At 68.6% G+C, this 24,859-nt stretch carries 22 protein-coding genes; 7 read left to right on the plus strand and 15 right to left on the minus strand.

Features of this window, described 5'->3' with window-relative positions:
- Positions 1-171 precede the first annotated feature (171 nt).
- Positions 172-2,460 carry an ATP-binding protein gene (locus tag F0U63_RS36845; RefSeq protein WP_395837509.1) on the plus strand — a complete coding sequence of 763 codons (2,289 nt, stop codon included), beginning with the start codon at positions 172-174 and terminating at the stop codon, positions 2,458-2,460.
- Between the two features lie 22 nt (positions 2,461-2,482).
- On the opposite strand, the gene F0U63_RS36850 is transcribed toward F0U63_RS36845, so the two are convergent.
- From F0U63_RS36850 to F0U63_RS36860, 3 genes are all read right to left on the minus strand, one after another.
- Positions 2,483-2,812 (minus strand): FHA domain-containing protein, encoded by a 330-nt coding sequence (locus F0U63_RS36850; protein WP_395837511.1) that lies wholly within the window; start codon positions 2,810-2,812, stop codon positions 2,483-2,485.
- A 26-nt stretch (positions 2,813-2,838) separates the two neighbouring features.
- Positions 2,839-5,223 carry a YfhO family protein gene (locus tag F0U63_RS36855; protein ID WP_395837513.1) on the minus strand — a complete coding sequence of 795 codons (2,385 nt, stop codon included), beginning with the start codon at positions 5,221-5,223 and terminating at the stop codon, positions 2,839-2,841.
- 143 nt (positions 5,224-5,366) lie between these two features.
- Positions 5,367-5,651, minus strand: coding sequence for a carbohydrate-binding protein (locus F0U63_RS36860; protein ID WP_395837515.1), 285 nt, complete (start codon positions 5,649-5,651; stop codon positions 5,367-5,369).
- Between the two features lie 372 nt (positions 5,652-6,023).
- Here F0U63_RS36860 and F0U63_RS36865 point away from each other — a divergent pair, with 372 nt between their 5' ends.
- Complete coding sequence (locus F0U63_RS36865) at positions 6,024-7,295, plus strand: cytochrome P450 (RefSeq protein ID WP_395837517.1); 1,272 nt, start codon at positions 6,024-6,026, stop codon at positions 7,293-7,295.
- 68 nt (positions 7,296-7,363) lie between these two features.
- Here F0U63_RS36865 and F0U63_RS36870 read toward each other — a convergent pair whose 3' ends face one another.
- The 3 genes from F0U63_RS36870 to F0U63_RS36880 all read right to left on the minus strand — a co-directional run bounded on the left by F0U63_RS36870 (position 7,364) and on the right by F0U63_RS36880 (position 9,744).
- Positions 7,364-8,047, minus strand: a complete 684-nt coding sequence (locus F0U63_RS36870) for a M12 family metallopeptidase (RefSeq protein ID WP_395837519.1) — start codon at positions 8,045-8,047, stop codon at positions 7,364-7,366.
- A 208-nt stretch (positions 8,048-8,255) separates the two neighbouring features.
- Complete coding sequence (locus F0U63_RS36875; protein WP_395837521.1) at positions 8,256-9,143, minus strand: glycine betaine ABC transporter substrate-binding protein; 888 nt, start codon at positions 9,141-9,143, stop codon at positions 8,256-8,258.
- A 205-nt stretch (positions 9,144-9,348) separates the two neighbouring features.
- Complete coding sequence (locus tag F0U63_RS36880) at positions 9,349-9,744, minus strand: hypothetical protein (RefSeq protein WP_395837523.1); 396 nt, start codon at positions 9,742-9,744, stop codon at positions 9,349-9,351.
- Between the two features lie 174 nt (positions 9,745-9,918).
- Between F0U63_RS36880 and F0U63_RS36885 the strand changes: the two genes are divergently transcribed.
- Positions 9,919-11,193 carry a radical SAM protein gene (locus F0U63_RS36885; RefSeq protein ID WP_395837525.1) on the plus strand — a complete coding sequence of 425 codons (1,275 nt, stop codon included), beginning with the start codon at positions 9,919-9,921 and terminating at the stop codon, positions 11,191-11,193.
- Positions 11,194-11,197: 4 nt separating this feature from the next.
- Here F0U63_RS36885 and F0U63_RS36890 read toward each other — a convergent pair whose 3' ends face one another.
- The 8 genes from F0U63_RS36890 to F0U63_RS36925 all read right to left on the minus strand — a co-directional run bounded on the left by F0U63_RS36890 (position 11,198) and on the right by F0U63_RS36925 (position 18,446).
- Entirely contained in the window at positions 11,198-11,743 is a 546-nt protein-coding gene (locus F0U63_RS36890; protein WP_395837527.1) for a VOC family protein, read from the minus strand.
- A gap of 22 nt (positions 11,744-11,765) precedes the next feature.
- A complete protein-coding gene (locus F0U63_RS36895; RefSeq protein ID WP_395837529.1) occupies positions 11,766-12,548 on the minus strand; it encodes an SDR family oxidoreductase in 783 nt (260 codons plus the stop codon).
- Positions 12,545-13,324, minus strand: a complete 780-nt coding sequence (locus F0U63_RS36900) for a cupin domain-containing protein (RefSeq protein ID WP_395837531.1) — start codon at positions 13,322-13,324, stop codon at positions 12,545-12,547. Before F0U63_RS36900 ends, F0U63_RS36895 begins: the two co-directional genes overlap by 4 nt.
- Complete coding sequence (locus F0U63_RS36905) at positions 13,321-14,385, minus strand: zinc-binding dehydrogenase (protein ID WP_395837533.1); 1,065 nt, start codon at positions 14,383-14,385, stop codon at positions 13,321-13,323. The genes F0U63_RS36900 and F0U63_RS36905 overlap by 4 nt, the downstream gene beginning before the upstream one ends.
- Positions 14,382-14,765, minus strand: a complete 384-nt coding sequence (locus F0U63_RS36910) for a cupin domain-containing protein (protein WP_395837535.1) — start codon at positions 14,763-14,765, stop codon at positions 14,382-14,384. The genes F0U63_RS36905 and F0U63_RS36910 overlap by 4 nt, the downstream gene beginning before the upstream one ends.
- Positions 14,762-15,502, minus strand: coding sequence for a cupin domain-containing protein (locus F0U63_RS36915; protein WP_395837537.1), 741 nt, complete (start codon positions 15,500-15,502; stop codon positions 14,762-14,764). Before F0U63_RS36915 ends, F0U63_RS36910 begins: the two co-directional genes overlap by 4 nt.
- On the minus strand, positions 15,495-16,679 hold the full coding sequence (locus tag F0U63_RS36920) for a sedoheptulose 7-phosphate cyclase (RefSeq protein ID WP_395837539.1): 1,185 nt from the start codon (positions 16,677-16,679) through the stop codon (positions 15,495-15,497). Before F0U63_RS36920 ends, F0U63_RS36915 begins: the two co-directional genes overlap by 8 nt.
- Positions 16,680-16,742: 63 nt before the next feature.
- Complete coding sequence (locus tag F0U63_RS36925; protein ID WP_395837541.1) at positions 16,743-18,446, minus strand: GMC family oxidoreductase; 1,704 nt, start codon at positions 18,444-18,446, stop codon at positions 16,743-16,745.
- Positions 18,447-18,591: 145 nt separating this feature from the next.
- Between F0U63_RS36925 and zwf the strand changes: the two genes are divergently transcribed.
- The gene (gene zwf / locus F0U63_RS36930; protein ID WP_395837543.1) at positions 18,592-20,133 is read left to right on the plus strand and encodes a glucose-6-phosphate dehydrogenase; all 1,542 of its coding nucleotides are present in this window, start codon (positions 18,592-18,594) and stop codon (positions 20,131-20,133) included.
- An 18-nt stretch (positions 20,134-20,151) separates the two neighbouring features.
- On the opposite strand, the gene F0U63_RS36935 is transcribed toward zwf, so the two are convergent.
- Complete coding sequence (locus F0U63_RS36935; protein ID WP_395837545.1) at positions 20,152-21,723, minus strand: flavin-containing monooxygenase; 1,572 nt, start codon at positions 21,721-21,723, stop codon at positions 20,152-20,154.
- 93 nt (positions 21,724-21,816) lie between these two features.
- On the opposite strand from F0U63_RS36935, the gene F0U63_RS36940 reads away from it, so the two are divergent.
- From F0U63_RS36940 to F0U63_RS36950, 3 genes are all read left to right on the plus strand, one after another.
- A complete protein-coding gene (locus F0U63_RS36940) occupies positions 21,817-22,455 on the plus strand; it encodes a TetR/AcrR family transcriptional regulator (protein WP_395837547.1) in 639 nt (212 codons plus the stop codon).
- Between the two features lie 74 nt (positions 22,456-22,529).
- Positions 22,530-24,263 carry a membrane dipeptidase gene (locus tag F0U63_RS36945; RefSeq protein ID WP_395837549.1) on the plus strand — a complete coding sequence of 578 codons (1,734 nt, stop codon included), beginning with the start codon at positions 22,530-22,532 and terminating at the stop codon, positions 24,261-24,263.
- A gap of 96 nt (positions 24,264-24,359) precedes the next feature.
- The gene (locus F0U63_RS36950; RefSeq protein WP_395837551.1) at positions 24,360-24,797 is read left to right on the plus strand and encodes a DUF2383 domain-containing protein; all 438 of its coding nucleotides are present in this window, start codon (positions 24,360-24,362) and stop codon (positions 24,795-24,797) included.
- The last annotated feature ends 62 nt before the right edge of the window (positions 24,798-24,859 follow it).

The following is a 24,859-nucleotide window of genomic DNA, read 5'->3' on the forward strand; positions in this document are numbered from 1 at the left end:
GCCGCCATTTCGTCACCTGAGGCGGGGTGAGGACGCTCCTCTCCTCCTCTCCCAGTCCTTCCCAAGCGAGTCTCGTTCTGGCTCGCGTCCCGCGAGTCGAATTCTTCGACACCGTAGCTGGGTGGTCGGGCGCTTGCCGAACGACAACCGCTCGGGCTCACGAACGAGCCCATGTCCCGCGCGTCTTGGCAGAGCGCCCTTTCGCTCTCACCCATCAAGGTTGGACCGGAGGAAATCATCAACCCGTTTCCCATCCACGACCGCGCTTTCCCGGGCCGCGAGGAAGCAACCGCGCGCTGGTCACTCTCGCCCGCCCTGCTGCTGACGGTGGCGGTAGGGGTGCTGTTCACGATCGGATTGCTCGATTTCGACAGCAGGGTCCGTCGCGTCCAGGAGCAAGAGGCCCTGGCCCAACAGAAGGCGCGCACCCAGGAGCTGGCGTCGGAGCTGAGCACCACGCTGCGTGGCGCCGAGCAGCTCATGGACACCCTGGCCGTGCTCGCGGGCCACCTCCCGGAGAAGCACATGCTCGAGGAGTTGATGCGCCGCCTGCTGGCCTCCGCGTCGGAGAGCACCGTTTACGGGCTCGGCGTGTGGTTCGAGCCCGGTCAGCTCGTGCCGGGGGTTCACTACATGGGGCCCTACGTCCACCGGGACCTGGCGAGGCGTGAAGGTCCTCCGATCCTCACCTATGAGTGGTCCACGCCCGCCTACGACTACTTCCAACAGTCCTGGTACCAGCAAGCGCGCACGCGTGGGGGCCGCATCGTCATCTCCGAGCCCTACATCGAACAGGACCAGGCCTACGAGACGCTCTCGAGGGCCGTCTTCGACGACCGGGGCCAGTTGCGCGGGGTGGCGAGCGTGGACCTCTTCCTCTCACAGTTCAGGGACATGATCCTCGAGGCCAACCACTCTCCCTCGGAGATCCTCTATGTCACCAGCCCCGCTGGCGCGCTCCTGGCCCACCCGCACGAGGAGCGTCTGCTCGCCTGGGCACGAGCGCGGGGCAGGTCCGTGCGGTGCCTGTGCGAGCTGACCCTCGTGGATCTGCGGACGTGGGAACACGAACAGGGATTGGATCGAGGACGGCACCTCTCCGAGGTGAGTGTCTCCCAGGCGGGTTGGAGGGTCTTTGCTTCGACGGACGAAGGCGTGCTCTTCAAGGCCGCGCGCCGGCAGTGGGGGCTGGTGGTGACCCTGTGCGTGCTCCTCTGGGGCGGTCTTTGGGCGAGCAGCCTGGCCATGGCCCGCTCGGAACGGAACCGTTCGCTGCTGCGCACGCTCGCCGAGCGCCAGCGTCAGGAGGAGGAGCGGCAGAGGCTGCTCGCACAGGTTCGGCAGCGCTCGGCGGAGCTCCAGGCCATCCTGGAGGGCATGGTCGACGCCGTCATCGTGACCGATTCCGTGGGAGTCATCACCCTCGCCAACCGGGCCGCGCTGACACTCTTCGGGCATGCGGCCCACGAGGGCATCCGGCTGGACACCGTGTACCCGCACCATTGCCCCCAGGGGCTGGATGGGCAGGACATTCCCTTTGACGCCCTGCCCATGATTCGCTCCCTTCGGGGTGAGCAGGTGTACGACACGGATCTCATCATCAACAGGCCTGAAACGCCTCGGAAACTCGTCCTCCGGCTGAACTCCGCGCCCATCCGCGACGAAGCGGGCCGTGTCGTCGCCGCCGTGTCGGTGGCGCGCGACATCACCCAGGCCATCGAGCTGCAGCGTCTCCAGGGCGACTTCGTGAGGATGGCCGCGCACGAGCTGAAGACGCCCCTGACGGTGATGAAGTCTTTCGCGCAGATCGCCCGGCGTACGGAAACGTCCTCCTCCGCCCTGAGCCGGTTGCTCGAGGGCATCTGCCGCGGCGTGGATCGCATGGATCGGCTGGTGCGGACGCTGCTCGATGCCTCCCAGCTCCAGAGTGGTCAGTTGCACTTCGAGAAGGAGGAGGTGGAGTTGTGTGCGCTGGTGGATGCCGCCATCGCGCGGACGGCCGCCAATCACCCGCACAATCCCATCCACCGCCAGCCGCGCCCCAAGACGTGGGTGTTTGGAGACCGTGAGAGGTTGCTGCAAGCGCTCACCGAGTTGCTCGACAACGCCGCACGCTACTCACCCGTGGGCGAGGAAGTGGAGGTTGCCCTCACCCTGGAGGGTGACAAGGTGGAGATCTCCATTGACGACAAGGGCATCGGCATCCCGACGGAGCAACGGGAGCGGGTCTTCGAGCGCTTCTATCGCGCCCATGCGGGCACGCCCCATGATCGCGGGGGACTGGGCCTGGGATTGTTCCTGGCCCGGGGCATCGTCCAGCAACACGGAGGCCACCTGGAACTGGAGAGCAGCGAGGGCGTGGGAACCCGCGTGCGCGTGTGTCTGCCACGTCTGCTCGCGCGACAACCTTCTCTGGAGAGGACCTCGTGCGAGCCCCCCTCGCGACCGCTCGGGAGCTGAACTGGACTGAAAGGCGCTCCGCTCAGTCCTGCACGACCCGGAACCAGTAGCGATTGGCGATCCGGAACTCCTCGCCCGAGGCGAGGAGGGCCACCTGCCGCGGCGCACCGCCCACGTGAATGCCATTCGTGCTCCCCAGGTCCACCACCAGGAGCCGGAGCTTGTCGGGCATCACGGCGAGCAGCGCGTGCAGCCGCGCCACCGTGCCCTCGGGCATGTGGATCTGAGCGTCCGTGCTCCGGCCGAGGAACACCGTGACTCCCACGGGCACCTGGGTCTTCGTGCCGAGCGGCATCGGCGTGTCGCCACCGAAGCCCGGCTCCGACCGGATGAACACCACCGAGAAACTCATGGGGCCATCCAAGCCCAACTCGCACCTCACGCCAAGTGAGCCAGATGGGCCCCGTGCCGCCTCCGCCGCGTCACGACCGCCGCCCCGAGCAGCACGAGCAACGTGCCCACGCTCACCCAGGCGCCCGCGGCCAGTCCGGGCGTGCGGTAGCTGAAGACGACCTGGTGCGTTCCCGGTGGCACCACCACCGCCCGCACGGCCCCATTGGCCGGGAGGATGGGCGTGGGCGTCCCATCCACGCTCGCCGTCCACCCCACGTAGAAGGCGTCGTTGAGGACCAGCACCTCGCCGCCCCGCGCGTTCACCTCCACCTCGACCCGCTCCGGCGCGAACCGGGCCGCGGTGACTTCCCCCCGGGGCGCCTCCAGGGGCGACTCGGGAAGGGGCGCCGCGCACTCCACGACCACCTCCCGGGGAGCTTGAAGGCCGCGCAGCCGTCGCACCGCCTCCTCCGGACCGGCCACGCAGCGTGGGTGGGCGAGGTACACGCGCGGCAGCACGCTCGTGTCCTCCAGCAGCAACAGCCCGAAGGCATCCATGCGATCCACCACCCGGCGCGGCCCGTTGACCAGCAGGGAGATGGCATCGTGTGAGATGACGAAGTAGCGCGTGTTGAAGAGGGCCGCGGTGCGCGTGGCCCACGCCGGCCCATCATTCCACAGGGCCAGGACTCGCCACGAGACGGCTGGCAGGTGCGCGCTCGAACTCTCCAGACCGAAGAGGGCGGGCACGAGCGGCACCAGAGAGGCGCCGCTGACCAGGGAGTCCGTCTCCTCGAGCGAGGGCAGTGGCAGGGGCTTGGGGGTGTAGTAGGGGCCCGGCACGCGGAACAGCCGGGGCGGAGGGCCGCGCTGGGTAAGGCGCTCCTCCTGGATGCGCAGCACGAAGGGCGGAGGCTCATCGAACAGGTCCGAATCGCCCACCTTGTAGATGGAGCCGTTTTCCAGCAGCAGACCCGCGAAGCACAGCGCCCCCACCCACCCGGTCCGCCACACCGGGGAGCGCCCCCCCATGAGCAGGCCGCCCAGCAGCAGCAGGCTCACACCCGCCACGCCACAGCCCTGGACGAACTGTCCGCCGATGCGCTGCTGAGCCTCCGGCCATGGCGTGCCCTCCCAGAAGCCCGTCAGCCACCCGATGGAGAACACCTGGTGGCTCCATTCCAGGCCGCCCACCGCGAGCACCAGGGCGCCCAGTCCCCCCGCGAGGCCCCCCACCCAGCGCCGGGCCACGGACTCACGCTCGAGCCACTCGAAGCCCACGCCCGCCGCCATCGCCAGGGCGAAGGTGACGAAGGGCATCAGCTTCTCCGGATAGCGGAAGGAGCGCCAGGGAGGCACCCACTCGAAGACCCAGGCATACAGCGCCGCGTGCTTGCCCAGCGCCAACAGCAACACGCCCAGCGCGGCGGCGGTGAGCAGGACGGTCAGCGGGCGGCGAAGATGGGCGGCCACGGCCACGCCCGCCAGCACGAGCACGGGCGCGCCGACGAAGAGCGAGTCCACCCACAAGTCGATCATCGAGGTGGACAGCAGCCGCTCGTCGATGGCGATCTGCGTGCGCGTGCCCGACTCGCCCGCGAAGAGAGGACCCAGGAACAACTCCAGCAAACGCAGGGGATGAACGGACCACACCATCGCCGCCTCGACCGTCTGACTGGACGCTCTCACGTGCGGCAGGATCTTCAACGTCGGGAGGATCTGCACCGCCGACAGCAGCACGCTCACGCCCCCTACCCCCAGCGCCTTGCCGAGAGAGAACGCGCGCCCCTCGGGGGCCGGGCGGCAGACGCTCCACAGCAGCAGGCCGCCCAGACAGACCGCGTAGCTCTGCACGTCTCCGGAGAACAGCACGAGGCTGAGCAGCACGGCGGCTCCCAGCCCCCGCCCCACCGTGGGCGCCGCGAGAAAGCCCTCCAGCGCCCAGAACACCCAGGGCATGGTGACCGCGGCCATGAGGTACAGGGGGTTGTTGGTGATGCCAACGAGGTAGCCACTGAAGGTGTAGCTCACCGCGGTCAGCAGCGCGGGCCCGAGCCCCAGTCCGAGCCGCCGCGCCAGGGCACTCATGCCGAGGAACGCCACCGGATAGCACAGCAGCATGATCCACTTGAGGCCCTGGGCCCCGGGCAGGACCAACGACAACCACTGGGCCGGGTGGAACGCGCCAGAGATGACCATGCCCACGTACGGCTGACCGAGCCCGTCGAACGGATACCACTGGGGGAACTCCCCCCCCAGCACCCGCTCCCGCCAGTACTCCCAGAGCGGGACGTACACGTGCTGCACGTCCCGGAGGAAGAAGACGTTGGCGGAGAAGACGGCCCGGTGGAAGAAGACGAGGGTCAATCCCAGCGCCAGCAGGAGCGGGAGCCGCCGCGGCGCGGAGGACGGAGCCGTGGGCTCGGGCATGATGGACTCCAGGGATTTCATGAGCGGCAGGCGCGGGAGTCTACAGGGGCGCATGGGACGGATGGGGGCTCAGTTGAGCCCGACCCCGAGCGGCGCTGGCGCGGGGCCCTCTTTCCCCCGTGCGTGGGCGAGAGGGCCTCGTCTCAAAGCCTGGTGATGCGGAACCAGTTGAAGTTCCAGCCACCCGTCTGGGCGTAGATGCCGACGTTGTAGGTGCCCGCCGTCACGGTGACGGTATGCGAGAGGGTGGTCCAGGACTGCCAGCCCCCCGTCGCCGGAATGTCCAGCGTCCCGAGGACCGTGGCGCCCGCGTTCAGGTCCAGGGACAGGCGCCCACCGGACGGGCTGGCGACGCGGTACTCCACCCTGGACGTGCCGGAGGAGGGGAACTGGATGCCTTTGTACGCCAGCCAGTCCACACGTCGCACACGAAGCTGTTGGGCCAGGTGATGGTCCGGTTCACGTCCGGGTCGAAATAGATGGCCACGTCATTGTCCTGATAGACGCGGGAGACGGTCTGGTTGTGTTCGAACCAGTGCTCCGTCCAGGTCGCGGGCGCGTTCTGCGCCAGGACAGGGGTGGCGGAGAGCAACGGCAACATGAGGCACAACGAAGCAGGTAGGAATTTCATGGCAGGCGTATAATCAAACATCGATGACGAGAAGCGTGAATCATTCGTCAATCAAAGCCGCCCCGCTCGCCACGAGAAAACCAGCGTTGATGAATCATGGGCCGGGGAGTGCTCGCTCCCTCTTTCGAGTGATTTCCGCCAGGGTCCAATGTTTTAGCCTGTGGAGACCGTGGCCCCCGCCCTGACCGTCGAGAACACCATGCAAGCCAGTGACTACAACCCCATGTTGCCCGCGGTACAGGCCAATCCCTACCCGTACTACGCGACGCTCCGCGAAAACGCCCCCATCTACTTCAACGAACAACTCGGCTGGTACATCGTCAGCCGCTACGAGGACGTCATCGCCATCACCAAGAACCCGGCGGTCTTCTCCTCCGCGCGAGCCATCGTGCGGCCGGAGCAGCTCGACGCGGCGGAGAAGGTGGCGCCCACCGCCGTTCGCGCCTTCCGCCGGGGCATCCTCCTCAGCGAGGATCCGCCCCTGCACACGAAGACCCGGAGCGTGGTGAGCCGGGCCTTCACCCCCAAGCGCATCGCCGAGATGGAGCCGCGCATCCGGCAACTCGCCCGCGAGCTCATCTCCCAACTCCCCCGCTCGGGCGAGTTCGATCTCATCCGGGACCTGGCCGAGCCGCTGCCCGTCATCGTCATCGCGGAGATGATGGGCGCGGAGCCGAAGCTCCGGCACGAGTTCAAGCGCTGGTCCGACAATGCCGTCGCCACCTTCTACGCGCTGGCCCGTGGCGCGGAGCTGTCCGGCATCGAGCGCACCTCGCAAGAGATGCACGACTACATGTCTCGGGCCCTGGAGGTGCGCCGCCAGCAGCCCCGGGATGATCTCATGCAGGCGCTGCTGGACAACGGCGTGCGCGAGGGCCTGCTCTCCGTGGACGAAGCGATCGCCTTCTGCCGGCTGCTGCTCGTGGCGGGCAACGAGACCACCACCAGCCTGCTCGGCAATGGCATGCACGCGCTGCTGAGCCACCCCGATCAACTGGAGCGGCTCACGCGCGAGCCCGCGCTGATCCCCAACGCGGTGGAGGAGATGCTCCGCTACGACTCGGCCGCGCAGGTGTTCTTCCGCAAGGTGACGCAGGACGTGGAGGTGTCCGGCACGCACCTCCCCGCGGGGGCCAACGTCCTGTTGCTCTTCGGCTCCGCCAATCGCGACCCGCGCAAGTTCCAGGATCCGGACCGCTTCGATGTGACGCGCAACGCCACGGGCCATGTCGCCCTCGGCCACGGCATCCACTTCTGCCTCGGAGCGCCCCTGGCCCGGCTGGAGGCCCGAGTGGTCCTGGAGGAACTGCTCACGCCCGACCGCCAACTCTCCCTGGTGCCGGGCCAGCATCTGGAGAACGTGCCGAACTTCAACGTCCGGGGCCTCAAGTCCCTGAGGGTCCGCACGGAGCCCTCACCGGGCGCTCGCGCGAGCACTTGAGCGGAAGGTGGAACCCGACGTGGCTTCCGGGGAGGACACGCCAGGCTCCGTCTGGACAGCTGACATGCTCAGGGGGCAGACACCGGGTATGCGACCCCCAACGCCCACTGGTCCGTCGCGCTCAGCAACCAGGTCTGGTAACTGGCCTTGTTGCAGTAATTCATGATGGAAGACGGGTCCCAGTCGCCGAGCGTCCAGTCACCGGAACCCGTATTCACGTTCCCTGGCTGCTGGTCCTTGCACCATTGGGGCGTGTCTGGTCGGTCCTGCTCGTGCTGGAAGCCGATCGCATGCCCGAACTCGTGTACCGAGACGAACTTGATGCAGGTCCAGTAGTAGTTCGCGTCGCGCGGGTCGCACCACGAGTAGAAGTTGAGCCACATCGGGGTCGGTCTGTTTGGCCCCAGGTAGCCCACGGCCGAGCGAGGATGGCTGTCGTCGACCACGATATGGATGCCACCAGAGCGCGGGGCACAGGTTCCCCAGCCGGTGAACCGGAGGCTGCCATAGCGCTCCCACGTCTCGGCGAGTGCGTCGCGAGTGGCCTGGCGCTGCTGCGCATGCTCGGGTGCCGGGTTCTCCCAGCAGACCGGGATGGCCGCGTTGGGGCGAGGCCAGAGGAGACCCCGGGACGCATACAACGCGTCGCCAGAAGAATCGAGGCGAGCGGAGGAGTTCTCGTTGGATGAGATATCTGGTCCGCACGCGGACAGGACGAGCGCTGATGCAAGCAATGCAGGAAGTCGGTTCATGGCTCAACAGAGGGAGACGGGAACTCCGCTTGGGCGGTGTGCTCTCGAGAGCAGAAAGGGCTGCTCGGGCGCGAGCGTGTACCAAGGGCATGCGGAGATTGGAAGCTAAACAATTTAAGCATGTTTTTCTTTCTTCTCCGGCACATGATTGCAACTTGCGTGTTTCATCATGCGGTGCGCCAGGTAGGAGCCCCGCTCCGACTCATGCTCAGCCGTTCCGCCATCGCTCGACGACTTCCGGGTTCTCCTGGAACCAGCGAGCAGCGGCCTCGGCGGGGGACTTCTTCTCGACGTTGATCAGATAGTCGAGGTAGGTAACCTCGGCGTTGCCGAGATACATCCCGCGCAGCATGCGCAGCGCCTCCGGATGGAGTTTCGAGAGCTGTTCCTTGCGCAGGATGAGAGTCGCCTCGTCCTTCCCGCGCAACAGCCCCTTGGGCTCGGCGAGCTCGCGAATGCGGTAGCGGTGGTGGAGGTGCTGCGGGTGCCAGAGCGGGACGACGACCCAGCGCTTCTCCTCGACGGCGCGAGTGAACGCGTCCTCGCAGTCCTGCTGCGTCCCATTGCGGAACTCGTAGCCAGCGCTCCCCAGCCCGTAGGCTTGCATGATCTCCACGGAGAAGCGGCTGATGCCAGCGCCGGGCCCGATGCCCTGGATCACCTTCGTCATCCGCGCGGCGACGTCTGGTTTGAGGAGGTCGGCGACAGCCGACACGGCGTCCTCGGGCACGTAATCAGGTACACCCCAAAAGGCGTAGGGGTTGTAGAGGACGGAGAGCTTCTCGACCTCGTTCTCGAAGGGAGCGAGATACGTACCGTGACTCCCGGGCAACCACGCGGAGGAGAGGAGATCGATCTCCTTGCGCTGCATGCGCGCGAACATCTCCTCATGCAGCGCGGTGCTGAACTCCACCGGGTGGCCATGGTCGGTCAGGATCCGTGCGACCACCGCCGCCGCGGCGGCGTGGAACGAGAGATCGATCTGTCCGAGCGTGATGGCCGGCCGCGTGAGGACGCGCTCCTCGGAACCACAGCCGACGGCCCACATGGCGCCCACGGTGCCCAGCGTACTTTGGATGAATTGACGTCGATTCATGGCGGTTCTCTCCTGAGAGGGCATGGCGACTCCGCGCCGGCTCCTGTCAGGAGCGAGCCCGCGCGTTCACCGTGGCACTACCCTGCACTCTCAGGAGCGATGGAAAAAGGCTTCGCCGAGACGAGGACTCATGACGCGGGGGCACGAATGAGAGCCTGAGCCGTTTGGGTGGACAAACCGGACCTCGGCCCCGCCATGCATGGACTCAGTGGCCAGCGTCGGCGCCCGTGCCGGCATCTCCAGGCAAGGGCAAGACATCGTCACAGGGGGGGAGCGCTCCCCCATCCGGGCCCGTGCCCCCGTCCGCGTCCGTCAGCCCTCCGTCCGTGGCGGGCCAGGCACACTGCGATGAAGGCTCGTAGTCGTAGCAGTGGTACCGATCCGAGCCACCGTCCGGCGCGGGCTCGTCACAGGGCGGCATGCCGTAGCAGGCCATCAGCGTGATGGCCGCCATTCCCGCGCTGGCCAGGCCCACGAGGGCCGTCACTCCCGTGCCACCACGAGGCGCGGCCTCCGTCAGGGCGGTGCCACAATGCACGCACGTGGTGCTGCCCGGGGGAACGAAACCACGACACTGCTGACAGGCGGAGAGAGAGGTCATTGGCGTATCCTATGTGCGGGGCCACCAGCATGACGGCCGACGCGCGGGGCCCTCAGCGAAGCCCGTGCCGCGCGTAAAACGCCGGAATCATTTGGCCTCCCGCTTCCGCCCCATGACAAGCGTGCCAGGGGGATGCGGGCGTGCCCGGTTCTTGCTCCAGCCAAGGGGATGTCCATGCCGCGCCGACTCGATGTCTCCCGACCCGACCACCACCCGGCCTACGTGGTCTGGGAACTGACGCTGCGCTGTGATCAGCCCTGCACCCATTGTGGCTCGCGCGCGGGCACCCAGCGGCCCAACGAGCTGTCCACCGGGGAAGCCCTGGACGTGGTGCGTCAACTGCGCGAGATGCGCGCGCGCGAGGTGGTCCTCATCGGCGGCGAGGCCTATCTGCACCCGGGCTTCATCGACATCATCCGCGCACTGAAGGAGGAGGGCATCCGCCCGGGGCTGACCACGGGCGGGCGCGGCATGACCGAGGCCCTCGCGCGGCAGGTGGCCGAGGCGGGCCTGTACGCGGCCTCGGTGAGCATCGATGGCCTGGAGCCCACGCACGACCTGATGCGGGCCGCCCCGGGCAGCTTCGCCTCGGCCACGGCGGCGCTCGGCTTCCTGAGCGCCGCGGGCGTGCGCGTGGCGGTCAACACGAACTTCAACCGGCTCAACCAGGCGGACCTGGAGCCGCTCTACGAGCACCTCAAGGGCCTGGGCCCCCGCGCCTGGCAGCTTCAAATCACCGCGCCGCTCGGACGCGCGGCCGACCGCCCCGCCCTTCTCCTGCAACCGTGGGACCTGCTCGAGTTGCTGCCGCGCATCGCCGCCCTCAAGCAGCGCGCCTTCGCCGACGGCATCACCCTCATGCCCGGCAACAACCTGGGCTACTTCGGACCCGAGGAAGGAGTCCTGCGCTCGCCTGGCCCCGACGCCTCGGACCACTGGCGCGGCTGCATGGCGGGCCGGTACGTGATGGGCATCGAGTCCAATGGGGCCGTGAAGGGCTGCCCCTCCCTGCAGACGGCGCACTACGTGGGCGGCAACCTGCGCGAGCGGCCCCTGCGCGACCTCTGGGACAACGCGCCCCCGCTCGCCTTCACGCGCACGCGCACCGTGGAGGACCTCTGGGGCTTCTGCCGCACCTGCCCCTTCGCCTCCACGTGCATGGCGGGATGCAGCTTCACCGCGCACGCCCTCTTCGGAAGACCGGGCAACAATCCCTACTGCCACTACCGGGCCCGTACCCTGGCGAAGCAGGGCGTGCGCGAGCGGCTCGTCCCCCAGGCGCCCGCCCCGGGCAAGCCCTTCGACCATGGGCTGTTCGACCTCGTCGTCGAGCCCCTGGATGCGCCGGATCCCCGTCCGCCCACCCCGCGCATGTTGGTGAAACGCTTGAAATGGCCCGAGGCCCACACCCCCCAGATGGGGGGTGCTCGAACGGACCCCACCGGGTGAACCGTCAGGCCCAGGACTCGCTCGATTCGAACAGGCGGGCGTCGGTGTCCTTCTCGTACGGCATGCCCCTGGGCATGTGGAGGACCTCCATCTGCATGCCCCACGGCGTCAGGAAGTAGACCCAGCGGTCCCCGGCGATGGGCCCCTCGGTGATGGTCTGCGGCTCGTCGAGGATCTTCACGCCGGGCACCGACTGGAGATAGTCCACCGCGGCATCCACGTCGTCGACGCCGATCGCCAGGTGGTGGCCTCCCCAGTCGCTGTTGCGCGGCAGCTCCCGCCGCTGGTCCGGCGACGTGTACTCGAACAGCTCCAGGTTGCTCACGGGCCCGAAGCGGAGCATGGCGATGTGGGTCGAGGCCCGCGGGTGCACGTTGAGATGGCGCGTCATCCAGTCGCCCGTCTGATCCTCGACAGGGCCAATCCGATACAGCAGCTCGGCCCCGAGGACGTTGACGAAGAAGTCGACCGCCTGGTCGAGGTTGGGAACGGTGTAGGCGAGGTGATGGACGCTGCGCGCGCCAGGAATGCCCTTGCTGGTACGGCTCATGACGAACCCCTTTCGAAAGTGATTACAGACGGTCCGCGTACTGCTGGTTGGGAATGGCGCTCATCAACATCAGGCCGCCATCGACGGAGAGGGTGACGCCCGTGATGTAGGCGGCGTCCGGTCCCGCCAGGTGGGCGATGAGCGCGGCGACCTCCCGGGAGCGCCCGGGCCGGCCAATGGGGATCTCCGGCCGGGAGATCTCCGCGGCGTCACGGCTATCAGGCACCCCGTTCATCGGCGTGGCCGTCTCTCCCGGGCTCACCGCGTTGACGGAGATGCCGTAGCGGGCCAGCTCCAACGCCATCACCTTGGTCAACAGGCCCAGCCCCCCCTTCGAGGCGCAGTAGGAGGAGCCTCCCATGATGGGGACCAGCTCGTGGACGGACGTCACGTTCACGATGCGCCCCCCTCGCCCCTGGGCCACCATGTGGCGCGCCGCCACCTGGGCGCACAGGAAGGGACCCGTGGTGTTGATGGTGAGGATGCGCTGCCAGTCCTCCGGCGTCTCCTCCAGGAACGAGGCGCGGCGGTTGACTCCGGCGTTGTTGACGAAGACATCCACGCCCCCGAGCACACGGATCACCTGCTCCACCGCGCTCGCCGCGTCCGCTGGATTCGTCAGATCCATGCGGAAGGGCAGCGCCCGCACGCCATGGGCCTCCACCTCCGCGGCGACCCGCCGGGCTCCCTCCGTGTTCGAGTTGTAGCCAATCCCCACGTCGAAGCCCTTCTCGGCCAGGGCGATGGCGGTGGCCTTGCCGATGCCAGAGCTGGCACCCGTCACGATGGCGAAACGCTCGATCATGTCTCTTCCTCCAGCAGTTCGTAGCCCGCCTGGGCGAGGCTGCCCGCCCCCAGGTAGCCGTAGACCGTCCGCGTGGTGACGCCGGGATCCGTCTGGAAGCCGTGCCATTCACCGGCCGGGATGTAGGCCAGATCGCCCGGGTTCAACCGCACCGGGCCGTCCTTCGTGAGGTGCTCGCCACCCCCTTGCAACACCAGGAAGAACTCATCGGCGCGCGGGTGCCGATGGAGCTGGTGACTGCCTCCCGGAGTGAACGTCGAGGTGGCCACGACCACCGAGCGGGTGCCCACCGTCTGCGTGGTCGCCAACCAGTGCACGCCCATGTCGATGAAGCCGCCCGCCTCGCCCAGCGGGCTGTGGCTCCCCTGGTCCGCCGTCCGGGAGATGCGGCAACCACATCCGGAACCACCGTGCACCGCGTGCGGCTCCGCCTTCCGAGGATCGTTGGTGCCCCCGTACACCACCAGGAGCACCGTGTTCCCGTCGCGCCCGGCCTCGAAGGCGCGCGAGGTCCCCGGTGGGTTGAAGACACCCTCCCCCGCCTTCAGCGGCCAGCCCGTCCCTTCTCCGAGCCAGTCCCCCTTGCCCGAGAGCAGGAAGGTGACCGACTCGGCTCCGGGCAGCGCGTGCACCGGCAGCCCGGAGCCCCCGGACAGCTCCTGGATCATCAACATCCCGAGCGACTCCGGAATGAGTTCCCGGTTGACCAGCCACTGCACTCCGCCCGAGCGCTGTCGCGAGGAGCCGTTCCAGGCCTCGAGGGTCCGCCGGATCATGACGCCCTCCGGCTGTCGTTGAAGCGCAGCAGCACCTTGGGCGGACCGGAGCGGCCGCGCTCGAGCATCTCGAAGGCGTGTCCGGCCTGCTCCGGGGGAAGCACCCCGGCGACCAGCGGCCTGGCGTCCAGCACCCCGTCGACGAAGAGCTGAATCGTCCGATCGTAGTAGTCCAGGCCGTGCCGGATGCCGAGCAGATCGACCCCGCGCAGGACGAGCTCCCCGGGCACGAACCCGGCCACCGGCTCGTTCGCCACGCCGACCACCGCCACCCGGCCACCCGTCCCCGCGAGCTGGACGCCGCGCAGGAAGGCGCGCGGAGAGCCGGAGGCCTCGATGACGAGCGAGTACGCCCCCTCCCTCGCCTGGTCGGGCCGCAGCGTGCGCCGGGCCCCGCAGGCGGCGGCCAGCTTCAGCCCCGCCTCGTCGATGCCAATCGCATCCACGCTCCGGGCCATCCGCGCGGCCAGTTGCACGGCGAGCAGCCCCATCGTCCCCGTCCCCACCACCGCGACCTCGTCCTCCAGCCCGCAGCGAACCTTGTCGAAGCCCCCCACCACGGTGACCGCCGGCTCGATGAACGCGGCGCTCAGGTCATCCAGGGCCTCCGGCAACACGGTGAGCGAGCGCATGGGCATGCGGATGTACTCGGCCGCGGCGCCCTGCAGCCCGTAGAGGCCCACCTCCACCAACCGCTCGCAGTGGGGCCGCTGGCCGCGCTGGCACATCCGGCACAGCCCACAGGGCACCATGGTCTGGCCCACCACCCGGTTGCCCACGGCAAGCCCTTCCACGTCCTCGCCCACGGCGACCACCTGGCCGCACCACTCGTGGCCGAACACCAGCGGAAACCGGGCCCGGCCATCCTGGAGGTACGAGGCGGTGCCGTGCAGCAGCTCCAGATCGGTGCCGCACAGCCCCACATACGAGGGACGGATGAGCACCTCTTCCGGCCGGGGCTCCGGGATGGGAATCCGCGTGAGCTCGACACGCCCCGGCGCCGTGATGGCCACCGCGTTCATCAAACCGCCGGGCCAGGTTCTCGGTTGAATCGCACTCATGCCACGGGGCTCCTCATGGGAAGGGATTGGGTGATGGCGTGGGGCATCACGGCGAGCCAGAGCAACTCCAGCTCATCGCGCCCACTGCTGATGCGGGCCTCCGCCCCGGCGGGCAGGAGCACCAGATCTCCCGCTCCGAGCGGGCGCTCCGCGGGCTCCGAGTCCGGCGCCAGGAGCCGCCCCGTGCCAGCGATGACGAACCAGGCGCTCTCGGTGCCCTCACTGCCTCGGAGCGCGAACCCGGTGCCCGGAGCCAGGCGCACGTAGTCCAAGGCCTCGCACTCCGAATGCAACATCCCGCGCCGGGCCAGACAGCGCCAGAGGATCTCCTCGCCCCGCTCGCGCGTGCGGGAGGTCTTGCCGATGGTGGAGAGGATCATCGCGCTCCACCCCCCGGCACCTCGAGGATCGCCTGGAAGTACTCCAGCCCGTCCGCCCCGGCGGTGACGGTCATCCCGGTGCCCAGGGGCAGCGTGACGGAGACGCCATACTTCAAGGGGACGGTCGCCCCCCCCGAGGCGCTCTCCCCGGAGCCCCGGAGCGTGAACAGGGTGTGCTCCGCGCCCTCCGCGGACAGCTCCTCGCGCTGCCCAGGCTCCAGCTTCACCAGACGGATGCGGCGCAGCGGTCCCGTGAAGATGGGACGAGGATCGACTTCAGGGGTCTGTCTCAGGTTGAGCACCACGGCGTTCGTCACGTCGCTTCCTCCAGAAGGGGTGGGGAGTGTGGGAGCCGAGCCGCGAAACACCGCCGCGGTGGCCGGGCTCAACAGCTCGACCACGAGCCAGCCCAGGCCCTCGTCTCCCACGTTGCGCAGGCCATGCTTCGTCCCGAGGCCCGTCAGGATGAGGTTGCCCGGGCCCACCGGGTACGGCTTGCCGTCGAGCGTCATCTCTCCGCGGCCCGAGAGGATGAAGTAGAGCTCCTCGGTGCGCGTGTGCACGTGCTCCCCGCTGATTCCCCCCGGGGGGATCCACGCCCACTCGATCGCCTCCCACGCGCCGAACAACCCGGCCCGCCGCGCCAGACACTTCCACTGGGACAGCCCCGTGGTGCCGTGCACGCCGTACACCACAGAGGGCTCCTCCAGATCTCCGATGATCAGCCCCTCACGCATGAGCGGCCTCCCTCAAGGACTCGGAGCCACCATCCAGATCGCGCAGGGTGGCGAGCGCCGCGCACAGCTCGGACGGCTGCACGTCATTGACGAAGCACGCCGAGCCGATGCCCATGGCCAAGGGCAGCCGCTGGAGCCCGTCGCGGTGGCGGACCGTGTCGGCCAGGGCCTCCTCCAGCACCGCTGGCTCGCAGAGCCGGTGATACACGGGCAGCTCCAGCTTGCGCATGAGCGCGAAGATGCGGTCGCGCTCCTCCACGCTGATCAGCCCGCGCTGCACCGAGAGCAGCGTGGTCAGCGCCATGTCGATGTTCACCGCCTCGCCGTGCAGCAGCTCCGGCAGGGCCAGCATCTCGACCGTGGGGCTGAACGTATGGCCGTAGTCGACCACCCGCTCCAGCTTGTGCTCCCACAGGTTGAACTCCAGCTCCTCGATCATCCCCGTGATGGCCCGCTCGATGACCCGCGCCGCGGCCTGGTCGCTCTCGGGAGTCTTCCCCTGCAACCGCTCGTCGATGAGCGTGGTGCCATAACGCTCGAGCAGCTCGAACAGGGTGCGATCCTTGATGAGGGCGATCTTGAGGATCTCCGCGAGGCCGTTGACGATGTGCCGGGTGTCCAGCGTGCGCAGGAAGGTGCGATCCAGCAGCGTGTCCTTCGCGGGGAAGTACGTCCCGAGCCGGTTCTTGTGCGCGGCGTGGTTGACGCCCGTCTTCGCACCCACCCCGGCATCCACGAGGCCGATGAGCGTGGTGGGCACGCGCACGTACGGCGTGCTGCGGCGGTAGAGACTCGCGGCGAGCCCGACGATGTCCATGAGCACCCCGCCGCCCATGGCGATGATGGGCTCGTGGCGGCGCGCGATGCCGAACGCGTTGATGGCCTCCACCACGGAGAAGACGGCATCCATCGTCTTGAGCGTCTCGGAGATGGGCAGCGCGAGGATCTGGTACTGCACCCCGTGGTGCTGGAGGTAGTGGCGAAGTTGCACGCCATAGAGGCGGTCCACGGCGGCATCGATCACGATGAGCCTGCGGAGGGTGTCGGAGCGCCGGGTGGCGCCCGCCTCCAGCAGCGCCCGGTTGTCCGGGTCGAGCAGGCCATCCACCATCCGCACCTGATAGTGGACGGGCAGGGCCGTGCTGACGATCCATTTGCGCGACATGTCTCGATTCAAGTTCCGACTCCTGTTGCCGTGTTTTTGTTTTCCTGGTGGAGGGCGCGGGCCGCGGATGTGATGTCAGCCGTTGCGCGCCGAGAGGATGAAGCGCGAGGCCTGCTCGCCAATCAGGACGGTGGGGGCATTGGTGGGGCCGGAGGTGATCTCCGGCATGATCGACGCGTCCGCCACGCGCAATCCCTCGAGGCCATGGACACGCAGCCGCGGGTCCACCACCGAGCGCGCGTCCACACCCATGCGGCAGGTGCTGGTGGGGTGGAAGAAGCAGGTGGTCGCCTCGCGGATCCACTCCACCATCCCGGCACGGCCAAGCGGTCCAGGCATGAGCTCCCGCTTGCGGAAGCGGTCGAAGGCGCGCGAAGCGCCCAGCTCCCGGGACAGCTCGACGGCGACCCGCAGCGCCTCGACGTCCGCCTCGTGGCCCAGGTAGTTCATGTCCAGGATGGGCGGAGCGAAGGGGTTGGCGGAGGCCAGCCGCATGCGGCCCCGGGAGGCGGGACGAACCAGGCCGGGGACGATGGAGTAGCCATTGCCGGGCAGGGGACCCAGCTCGTCGGTGACGACGGGGAACTCGTGGAGGATGGGCTGGATGTCGGGGCGGGAGAGCCCCGTCTGGGAGCGCCACCACAGGGTCGCCTCGGCGCCGTTGCCCCGAGGCGGTGGCAAGGGGATGCGGCTCTCGTAGTTGATGCCCGCCACCAGGATGTGGTCCTGCAGCTCCTGGCCCACGCCCGGCAGGTCGTGCACCACGGGGATGCCCAGGACACGGAGCTCGTCCGCCGGCCCCACCCCGGACTGCATCAACATCTTCGGAGAGTTGATGGCACCGGCCGACAGCACCACCTCGCGCAGGGCGCGCACCCGGCGCACCTGGCCCCCATGACGGAACTCCACGCCCGTGCACCGGCGGCCCTCGAAGATCAGCCGTGTCACCTCGGCGTGGGTGAGCACCGTCAGGTTGGGCCGGCGCATGGCCGGGAAGAGCAGGGCCCGGGCCACGCTGAAGCGCTCGCCGTCGACGACACTCAGATCGAAGAAGCCCGCGCCTTCCATCCGCGCGCCGTTGTAGTCACGCGTCGCCGGGATCCCCGCCTGCTGGGCGGCCTCCATGAAGGCCCGGGCGAGAGGATGCGGATCCACCGCGCGGGAGATGCGCAGCGGGCCACCCACGCCCCGGTACTCGTCCTCGCCACCGGAGTAATCCTCCAGGTCCTTGAAGACGCGGCGGACCGTCTCGTCCTCCCAGCCGGGATTGCCCTGGGAGGCCCAGCCCTCGAAATCCAGGTGATGGCCTCTCACCCAGACACTGGCGTTGTTGCTGGCGCAGCCTCCCAGCATCTTGCCGCGAGGACAGGGGACGACCCGGTCCGCGGCGTGTTTCTGGGGCACCGTCTGGTAGCGCCAATCCAGCTCGGTGCCGAGCAGGTGCCGCCACCGCGACGGGATGAACACGTCCGGATGGGTGCCGGGCCCCCCGGCCTCGAGCACCAGCACCTGATGGGCCGGGTCCTCGGACAGCCGGGCGGCCAGCACGCAACCAGCCGAGCCCGCGCCAATCACGATGAAGTCATAGGCCTCGCGGGGCTGCTCGCGCAGCCGGCGCTGGTTCTCCCAAGCGGCCAGGGCTTCGTCGGCCAGTCCCGCCGCCCGCTCCTCCGGGACGCCCGCCTCCCGGGCGGCGCGAAGAAAGCCCCGCCGATCCAGCTCGCCGCTGCGCACCCGATGAACGAGCAGCCCGAGGCCGCCCTTACCGTCATGCTCCATGGTCTCTCCCGTGGGGAATGGGTCCCGATCAGGAGGAGTGCGCGCCTGGCCGTTGTGAACGGCGAGCCGCGCCGAGGCATCACATGCGCCACGGCTCCGCTCCAACCGTCAGTCCAAGACAAGGAATCAGCTCAGGAGCGAACGGATGCAATCAGTGATGGAGGCATGGAACGAAATCGCGGCGGACGGCGAGCAGGTCAGGGACATCCCCGAGCCGTGCACGGTGATCCTCTTCGGAGCATCCGGAGATCTGGCGGGACGCAAGCTCATCCCCTCGCTCTTCCGGCTCTTCCAGGAGGGGCACCTGCCCATGGAGTTCACCGTCGTCGGCGTCTCGCTGTCCCCGATGGGGCACGAGGAGTTCCGCGCGCGGATGCGGATCGCGGCCGCGCGGGCGCTCGGGGCCGACCGGGTGGACGAGGCGGCATGGAACCTGTTCGCCCGGGGGCTGTATTACCTGACGTTGGATGTCTCCTCCGCCCAGGACTATGCGCGGCTGGGCGAGTTGCTCGGCCAGGTGGAAGTGGAGCGGCGGACGCGGAGCAACCGTCTCTTCTATCTCGCGGTGTCGCCCACCCTCTTCGGTGAGGTGGTGGAGCGGCTGGGAGGATCGGGCCTGTCCCGGCCCCACGCGAGCGGCTGGTCCCGCATCGTCGTCGAGAAGCCCTTCGGCACGGATCTCTCCAGTGCGCGGCGGCTCAACACCCGGCTGCACCGGTACTTCGACGAGGAGCGCATCTACCGGATGGATCACTACCTCGGGAAGGAGATGGTGCAGAACCTGCTGGTGCTCCGGTTCGCCAACGGCATCTTCGAGCCCCTCTGGAGCCGTCAATACATCGACCACGTGCAGGTGACGTGCGCCGAGCCGCTGGGCGTCGAGGGGAGGGGCGGGTACTACGAGCACGCGGGCGTGGTGCGGGACATGATCCAGAACCATGCCTTCCAGGTGCTCTCGCTCATCGCCATGGAGCCCCCCACGAGCCTCGAGCCCGAAGCGGTGCGCGACGCGAAGGTCCGGGTGCTGGAGGCGGCACGGCCCTTCACCCCCGAGCGCATCCGCGCCGAGTGCGTGCGCGGGCAGTACGGGCCGGGCCTCATCGCCGGTACACCCGTGTGTGGGTACCGCCAGGAGCCCGGCGTCTCCCCCACCTCCGGCGTGGAGACCTACGCGATGCTCACCATGCGCTTCGACAACCCGCGCTGGGCCGGCGTGCCCTTCTACGTGCGCTCCGGCAAGCGGCTGAAGGAGCGCGCCACCGAGGTGCTGGTGCAGTTCAAGGAAGGCCAGGGCAACCTCTTCGGCACGGAGCAGCGCGAGGGAATGGCCGCCAACCAGTTGCTCATCCGGATCCAACCGCACGAGAGCGTCACCCTGCGCGTGGCGATGAAGGCTCCCGGGCGGGAGGCGCGCGTGCGCGACATGGACATGAGCTACGTCTACGCCTCCACCCAGGAGGGGCCGCCGCCCGAGGCCTACGAGCGGCTGCTGCTGGACAGCCTGCTGGGGGTCTCCACGCTCTACACGCGAGAGGACATGGTCGAGCGGGCCTGGGAGCTGGTCATGCCCGTGCTGGACGCCTGGTCCACGGAGGGCGCCGAGCCGAACTACGCCGCGGGAAGCTGGGGCCCGGAGGCGGCCAGCCGCCTGCTCGAGAGCCACGGGCGCGCCTGGCACGGGCGGTGAGGCGCGAGGGAACGGACGTCAGGCGGCCTCGCGCGTCCTCGCCGCGAGCCGGGGCCGCTCGGCCGTGGCGGGCTTCGCCGCGCGAGAGAACTCCATCGTGCCATCGTCGATCTTGCCAAAGCGCAGCGTGAGCAGATCGAGCGCGTAGTTCTGATAGAGCCGCCACGGCCGCCTCGAACCCTGCTTCGGCATCAGTCCGAGCGCCCGCTGGACGTAGCCCGACGAGAAGTCCAGGAAGGGCTGCTCCTCGACCGAGTCGTCGCGGCGCGGCATGCAGTGCGTGTAGCCATGCCGCCGCATGTGATTGAGCAGCCGGCAGACATACTCGAAGGTGAGGTCCACCTTCAGCGTCCACGACGCGTTGGTGTAGCCGAACGCGAAGGCCAGGTTCGGCACGTCGCTGAACATCATGCCCTTGTAGGTGAGGCTCTTCGACAGGTCACGCCGCTCGCCGTCGATGCTGAACTCGATGTCGCTCAGCAGTTGCAGCTTGAGCCCCGTGGCGGTCACGATGACATCCGCCTCGAGCTGCTGGCCGGAGCGCAGAGAGATGCCCTTCTCGGTGAAGGTCTCGATGTGATCGGTGACGACCGAGGCACGGCCCTGCTTGAGCGCGTTGAACAGGTCCGAGTCCGGGACGAGGCAGATGCGCTGCTCCCACGGGTTGTAGCGCGGCGTGAAGTGGGTCGCGATGTCGTAGCCGGAGCCGAGGTGCTCGCGCACCAGGTCGATGAGGCGCCGGCTGGCCCATTGGGGCCACTTGCGCACCAGTTTGAAGGTGATGATGCCGCCCAGCACGTTCCTCCAGCGCGTGAGCGCATAGGCGAGCCTCGCCGGCAGGCGGCGGCGCAACGCGTTGGCGAGGCGGTCCTCGGCCGGGCGTGAGACGACATACGTCGGCGAGCGCTGCAGCATGGTGACGTGCGCGGCCTTCTTCGCCATCTCCGGCACGAGGGTGACGGCCGTCGCGCCACTGCCAATCACCACGACGCGCTTGTTCTCGTAGTCCAACGACTCCGGCCAGAACTGCGGATGGACGATGCGGCCCTGGAAGCGCTCCTGCCCGGGGAAGTCGGGCCGGTGGCCCTCGGCATAGTTGTAGTAGCCGCTGCACATGAGCAGGAAGTCACAGGTGTAGCGCACGAGTTCCTTGCCGGGCCCCCGCTCGGCCTCCACCGTCCAGCGCGCCTCCTTCGAGGACCACGAGGCCCGCTTGACGTGGTGGCGGAAGCGGATGTGCCGATCAATCCCATGCTCGCGCGCCGTGTCCCGCACATAGCGCAGGATGGACGGCCCGTCGGCGATCGCCTTCGCCTCGACCCACGGCCGGAACGCGTAGCCCAGCGTGTGCATGTCCGAGTCCGAGCGGATGCCGGGATAGCGAAACAAATCCCACGTCCCGCCGATCGCCTCGCGCCCCTCGAGAATCACATACCGCTTGCCCGGGCACCTGGTCTGCAAGTGATAGGCCGCGCCGATACCCGACAACCCGGCACCCACGATGAGCGCGTCGTAGTGCTCCACCGGGGCGTCCGCCCCCGCGGCCAGGCCGCCCGACGTGTGTTCGTTCAGGTCCGCGCGGCCAACCATGGGAACTCCCGTGCTCGAAAGAAGTGACACCGCTCATTGTCAATTTGTATCTGACAACGAGTCATGTCAATAGGTGCTCCCATGCCCCCCAGCATGGCCGACCAACGACTCTATCGCGGTTCCTCCGCCGAGGAGCGCAGGGCGCAGCGGCGCGAACAGTTCATCAACGCCGCCATCCGGGTCTATGGCGCCCAGGGGTATCGCCACGCGACGGTGAAGGCCGTCTGTGAGGCAGCCGGGCTGACCGAGCGCTACTTCTACGAGTCGTTCTCCAACAGCGAGGAGTTGCTCGTCGCCTCGTTCCAGGCCGTGAAGGACTTCCTCTTCGGGGAGTTGGAGAAGGCGAGCAACGGGACTTCGGGAGACGCCCTCGAGCGCACCCGCACGATGCTCCGGGCCTATTACGAGGTGCTCAAGGGCAATCCCCAATCGGCGCGGGTCTTCCTCGTGGAGATCTCGGGAGTGAGCCCCGCGGTGGACCGGGCCCTCATCGCCGCCCTCGAGGCCTTTGGCGAGCTGATCACCCGGACGCTCACGCCGCGGGGGAGAGGCGGCGCGGCGGACGACCCCCTGCTGCGCGCGGGCGTGGTCGGAGGCGTGCTCCACATCGCCTTGAGCTGGATTTCGAGCGGCTACACGCGGCCGATACACGAGGTCGTCGACGCGGCCCTGCGCTTGTGCCTCGTACTCAACCCTGGAGCCGCGAAGCCGGGACGTGGGGGGGGCGTTTAAAATACCCTGGAGCCGGAGCGACCCGAGACCTCCGTGGTCCCAGGTCACCTTTCCACCCGGCCCCGGAGGTTCCCATGGCGTCCCCCGTGTTTGGCTTCGCCGATCTGCACTGCCACGTGATGGCTCACCTGGGATTCGGCGGGCACCTGCTCGCGGGCTTCCCGGATGGGAACATCGAGCGGGCGCTGTCCCGGTGTGATCTCCACCTGCACGGCGCCTGGGGACTGGGGCAGTTCGGCCGGGACTGGCCCCTGGTGCAGGCGTTCATCGAGGGGGGCTTCGGCCACGGCCCCTGTGGCCATGGCACCTACGCGGACTGGCCCTCCTTCAGCACCATGGCGCACCAGCAGGTCTTCGTGGACTGGCTCAAGCGCGCCCATGACGGAGGGCTGCGGCTGCTGTGCAGCGTGGCCGTGCACAACGAGCTGCTCGGCGAGCAGATGAAACGGCGTGGGCAGCCCCTGGACTCGGACGAGCGCTCCATCGAGAAGCAGATGAACGAGCTGCGCCGCTTCACCGCGCGGCACGCGAGCTGGATGGGCCTGGCCCTGAGCGCCGGCGAGGCCCGGCGCCTCATCACCGAGGGCAAGCTCGCCGTGGTGGCCGGCGTGGAGGTGGACTCGCTGGACAGCCTGCGCGGGGACCGGGCGGAGCTCAACAAGCAGCCCCTCACGCCCGAGCACCTGCCGCGCATCTTCGAGTGGCTGCGCGAGCAGGGCATCCGGATGATGACGCCCCTGCACCTGGCCAACAACAGCCTCGGGGGCTCCGCCGTCTACGACGACAAGTTCAACCTGCTCAACCACTACCTGCGCGGCCGCTTCTTCGACGTGGAGGGCAGCAACCAGGTGAGCTTCCGCATGGGGCAGGACCTGGGCTTCGAGACGCGCGCGGCCATCACCGTCTACGAGGTGATGCATAGCGCGCGCTACCCGGGTGGCTATGCCCTCAACGCGCCGGGCCTGGGCCACATCAACCGCAAGGGGCTCACCCCCGTGGGCGAGGCCTTCCTGCGCGAGGCCATGCGCCAGGGGTTCATCCTCGACGTGGACCACATGTCCACGCACACCACCAACGCGGCGCTCGCCCTGGCCGAGGGCAGCGGCTACCCCGTCGTCGCCTCACACTGCGCCTTCCGCGACCAGGCGTTGGAGCCCCACGAGACGAGCATCAAGGGCAAGCGCGCCCACGAGGGCATGAAGACGCGCGAGCAGGCGCGGCGCATCCTGGAGCTCGGGGGGATGCTCGCCCCCATCACCAACCAACACGAACTGAAGGACTTCCCGGGCAGCAGCGTGGCCAATGACTGCGCGCGCTCGTCCAAGACGTGGGCACAGTCCTACCAGTACGCCGTGTCCCTGCTGCGCGAGGTGGGCCGGGGCGGCGTGGCCATGGGCACCGACTTCAACGGCCTCAACCAGCAGCCCGGGCCCCGCTACGGGCCCCATGCCGCCCATGGGCTCGTGGACGACACGTTGCGCGTCAAGCGCCGGCGCCCGCAACAGATCGCGCAGTTGAACGCGCCCCCCCTGCCCTACACGGGCACCATGTACCGCACGGACGTGCCCTTCGTGCGCTCGCGGGCCGGCTCGCGCGAGTTCGACTTCAACACCGATGGTCTCGCCCACATCGGGCTCGTACCGGATCTCATCCGGGACCTCGTCCACGTGGGCATGAAGGACGAGCAATTGGATCCACTCTTCTCCTCGGCCGAGGCCTTCCTGCGCATGTGGGAGTCCTGCGAGGCGCGGGGCGCGGCGCTCGTGGCCGGGGAGCTGCTGGACGCCTCCATCCCCCGGCTCTCCTAGTACGCGGGTAGCGGGCGAGGAGGGGGGCGCACGTTGCCGCCACGATCCGGGGCCTCACCTTTGGTGTCGAAGCACGCACGAACCGGAGGCTGGCGCATGTCGCACGCGAACACGGATGTGGAGACGCTCAATTCCTTCCTGCGCGGGGAGCTATCCGCGGTGGAGACCTACCGGCAGGCCATCGGCCACGTGTCGACCGACCGGCTGCGCGATCAATTGCAGGACTGCCTGAGAGATCACGAGCAACGGGTCTCCGCCATCCGCGAGCGCATCTCGAAGCTGGGCGGCACGCCCTCCGAGGGCTCGGGCGTGTGGGGCACCTTCGCGAAGATCGTCCAGGCGGGCGCGGACGTCCTGGGAGAGGAGTCGGCCATCCAGGCGCTCGAGCAGGGGGAAGACCACGGCCTCGCCGATTACCAGCGCGATCTGGACAAGACGCATGGAGAGGCCCGCCGCTTCGTGCGCATGGAGTTGCTGCCCGCGCAGAAGCGCACGCATGACCGGATGAGCAAACTCAAGAAGACGCTGCACTGAGCGCGTCCGGGGGAGCCGGGAAGACCCTTCCCCCGGAGCCTGTACAATGGGCGGGAATGGAG

Source organism: Cystobacter fuscus (assembly GCF_044360685.1).
Taxonomy (GTDB): Bacteria; Myxococcota; Myxococcia; order Myxococcales; family Myxococcaceae; genus Cystobacter; species Cystobacter fuscus_C.

What these genes read in the sequence shown, in the direction of transcription:
- F0U63_RS36855 (WP_395837513.1), bottom strand. Translation starts at nt 5,223, where the DNA reads ATGCCCGAGCCCACGGCTCCGTCCTCCGCGCCGCGGCGGCTCCCGCTC.
- F0U63_RS36850 (WP_395837511.1), bottom strand. Translation starts at nt 2,812, where the DNA reads ATGAGTTTCTCGGTGGTGTTCATCCGGTCGGAGCCGGGCTTCGGTGGC.
- F0U63_RS36915 (WP_395837537.1), bottom strand. Translation starts at nt 15,502, where the DNA reads ATGCGTGAGGGGCTGATCATCGGAGATCTGGAGGAGCCCTCTGTGGTG.
- F0U63_RS36885 (WP_395837525.1), top strand. Translation starts at nt 9,919, where the DNA reads ATGCCGCGCCGACTCGATGTCTCCCGACCCGACCACCACCCGGCCTAC.
- F0U63_RS36900 (WP_395837531.1), bottom strand. Translation starts at nt 13,324, where the DNA reads ATGATCCGGCGGACCCTCGAGGCCTGGAACGGCTCCTCGCGACAGCGC.
- F0U63_RS36940 (WP_395837547.1), top strand. Translation starts at nt 21,817, where the DNA reads ATGGCCGACCAACGACTCTATCGCGGTTCCTCCGCCGAGGAGCGCAGG.
- F0U63_RS36935 (WP_395837545.1), bottom strand. Translation starts at nt 21,723, where the DNA reads ATGGTTGGCCGCGCGGACCTGAACGAACACACGTCGGGCGGCCTGGCC.
- zwf (WP_395837543.1), top strand. Translation starts at nt 18,592, where the DNA reads ATGCAATCAGTGATGGAGGCATGGAACGAAATCGCGGCGGACGGCGAG.
- F0U63_RS36925 (WP_395837541.1), bottom strand. Translation starts at nt 18,446, where the DNA reads ATGGAGCATGACGGTAAGGGCGGCCTCGGGCTGCTCGTTCATCGGGTG.
- F0U63_RS36910 (WP_395837535.1), bottom strand. Translation starts at nt 14,765, where the DNA reads ATGATCCTCTCCACCATCGGCAAGACCTCCCGCACGCGCGAGCGGGGC.
- F0U63_RS36845 (WP_395837509.1), top strand. Translation starts at nt 172, where the DNA reads ATGTCCCGCGCGTCTTGGCAGAGCGCCCTTTCGCTCTCACCCATCAAG.
- F0U63_RS36950 (WP_395837551.1), top strand. Translation starts at nt 24,360, where the DNA reads ATGTCGCACGCGAACACGGATGTGGAGACGCTCAATTCCTTCCTGCGC.
- F0U63_RS36880 (WP_395837523.1), bottom strand. Translation starts at nt 9,744, where the DNA reads ATGACCTCTCTCTCCGCCTGTCAGCAGTGTCGTGGTTTCGTTCCCCCG.
- F0U63_RS36945 (WP_395837549.1), top strand. Translation starts at nt 22,530, where the DNA reads ATGGCGTCCCCCGTGTTTGGCTTCGCCGATCTGCACTGCCACGTGATG.
- F0U63_RS36875 (WP_395837521.1), bottom strand. Translation starts at nt 9,143, where the DNA reads ATGAATCGACGTCAATTCATCCAAAGTACGCTGGGCACCGTGGGCGCC.
- F0U63_RS36890 (WP_395837527.1), bottom strand. Translation starts at nt 11,743, where the DNA reads ATGAGCCGTACCAGCAAGGGCATTCCTGGCGCGCGCAGCGTCCATCAC.
- F0U63_RS36905 (WP_395837533.1), bottom strand. Translation starts at nt 14,385, where the DNA reads ATGAGTGCGATTCAACCGAGAACCTGGCCCGGCGGTTTGATGAACGCG.
- F0U63_RS36895 (WP_395837529.1), bottom strand. Translation starts at nt 12,548, where the DNA reads ATGATCGAGCGTTTCGCCATCGTGACGGGTGCCAGCTCTGGCATCGGC.
- F0U63_RS36870 (WP_395837519.1), bottom strand. Translation starts at nt 8,047, where the DNA reads ATGAACCGACTTCCTGCATTGCTTGCATCAGCGCTCGTCCTGTCCGCG.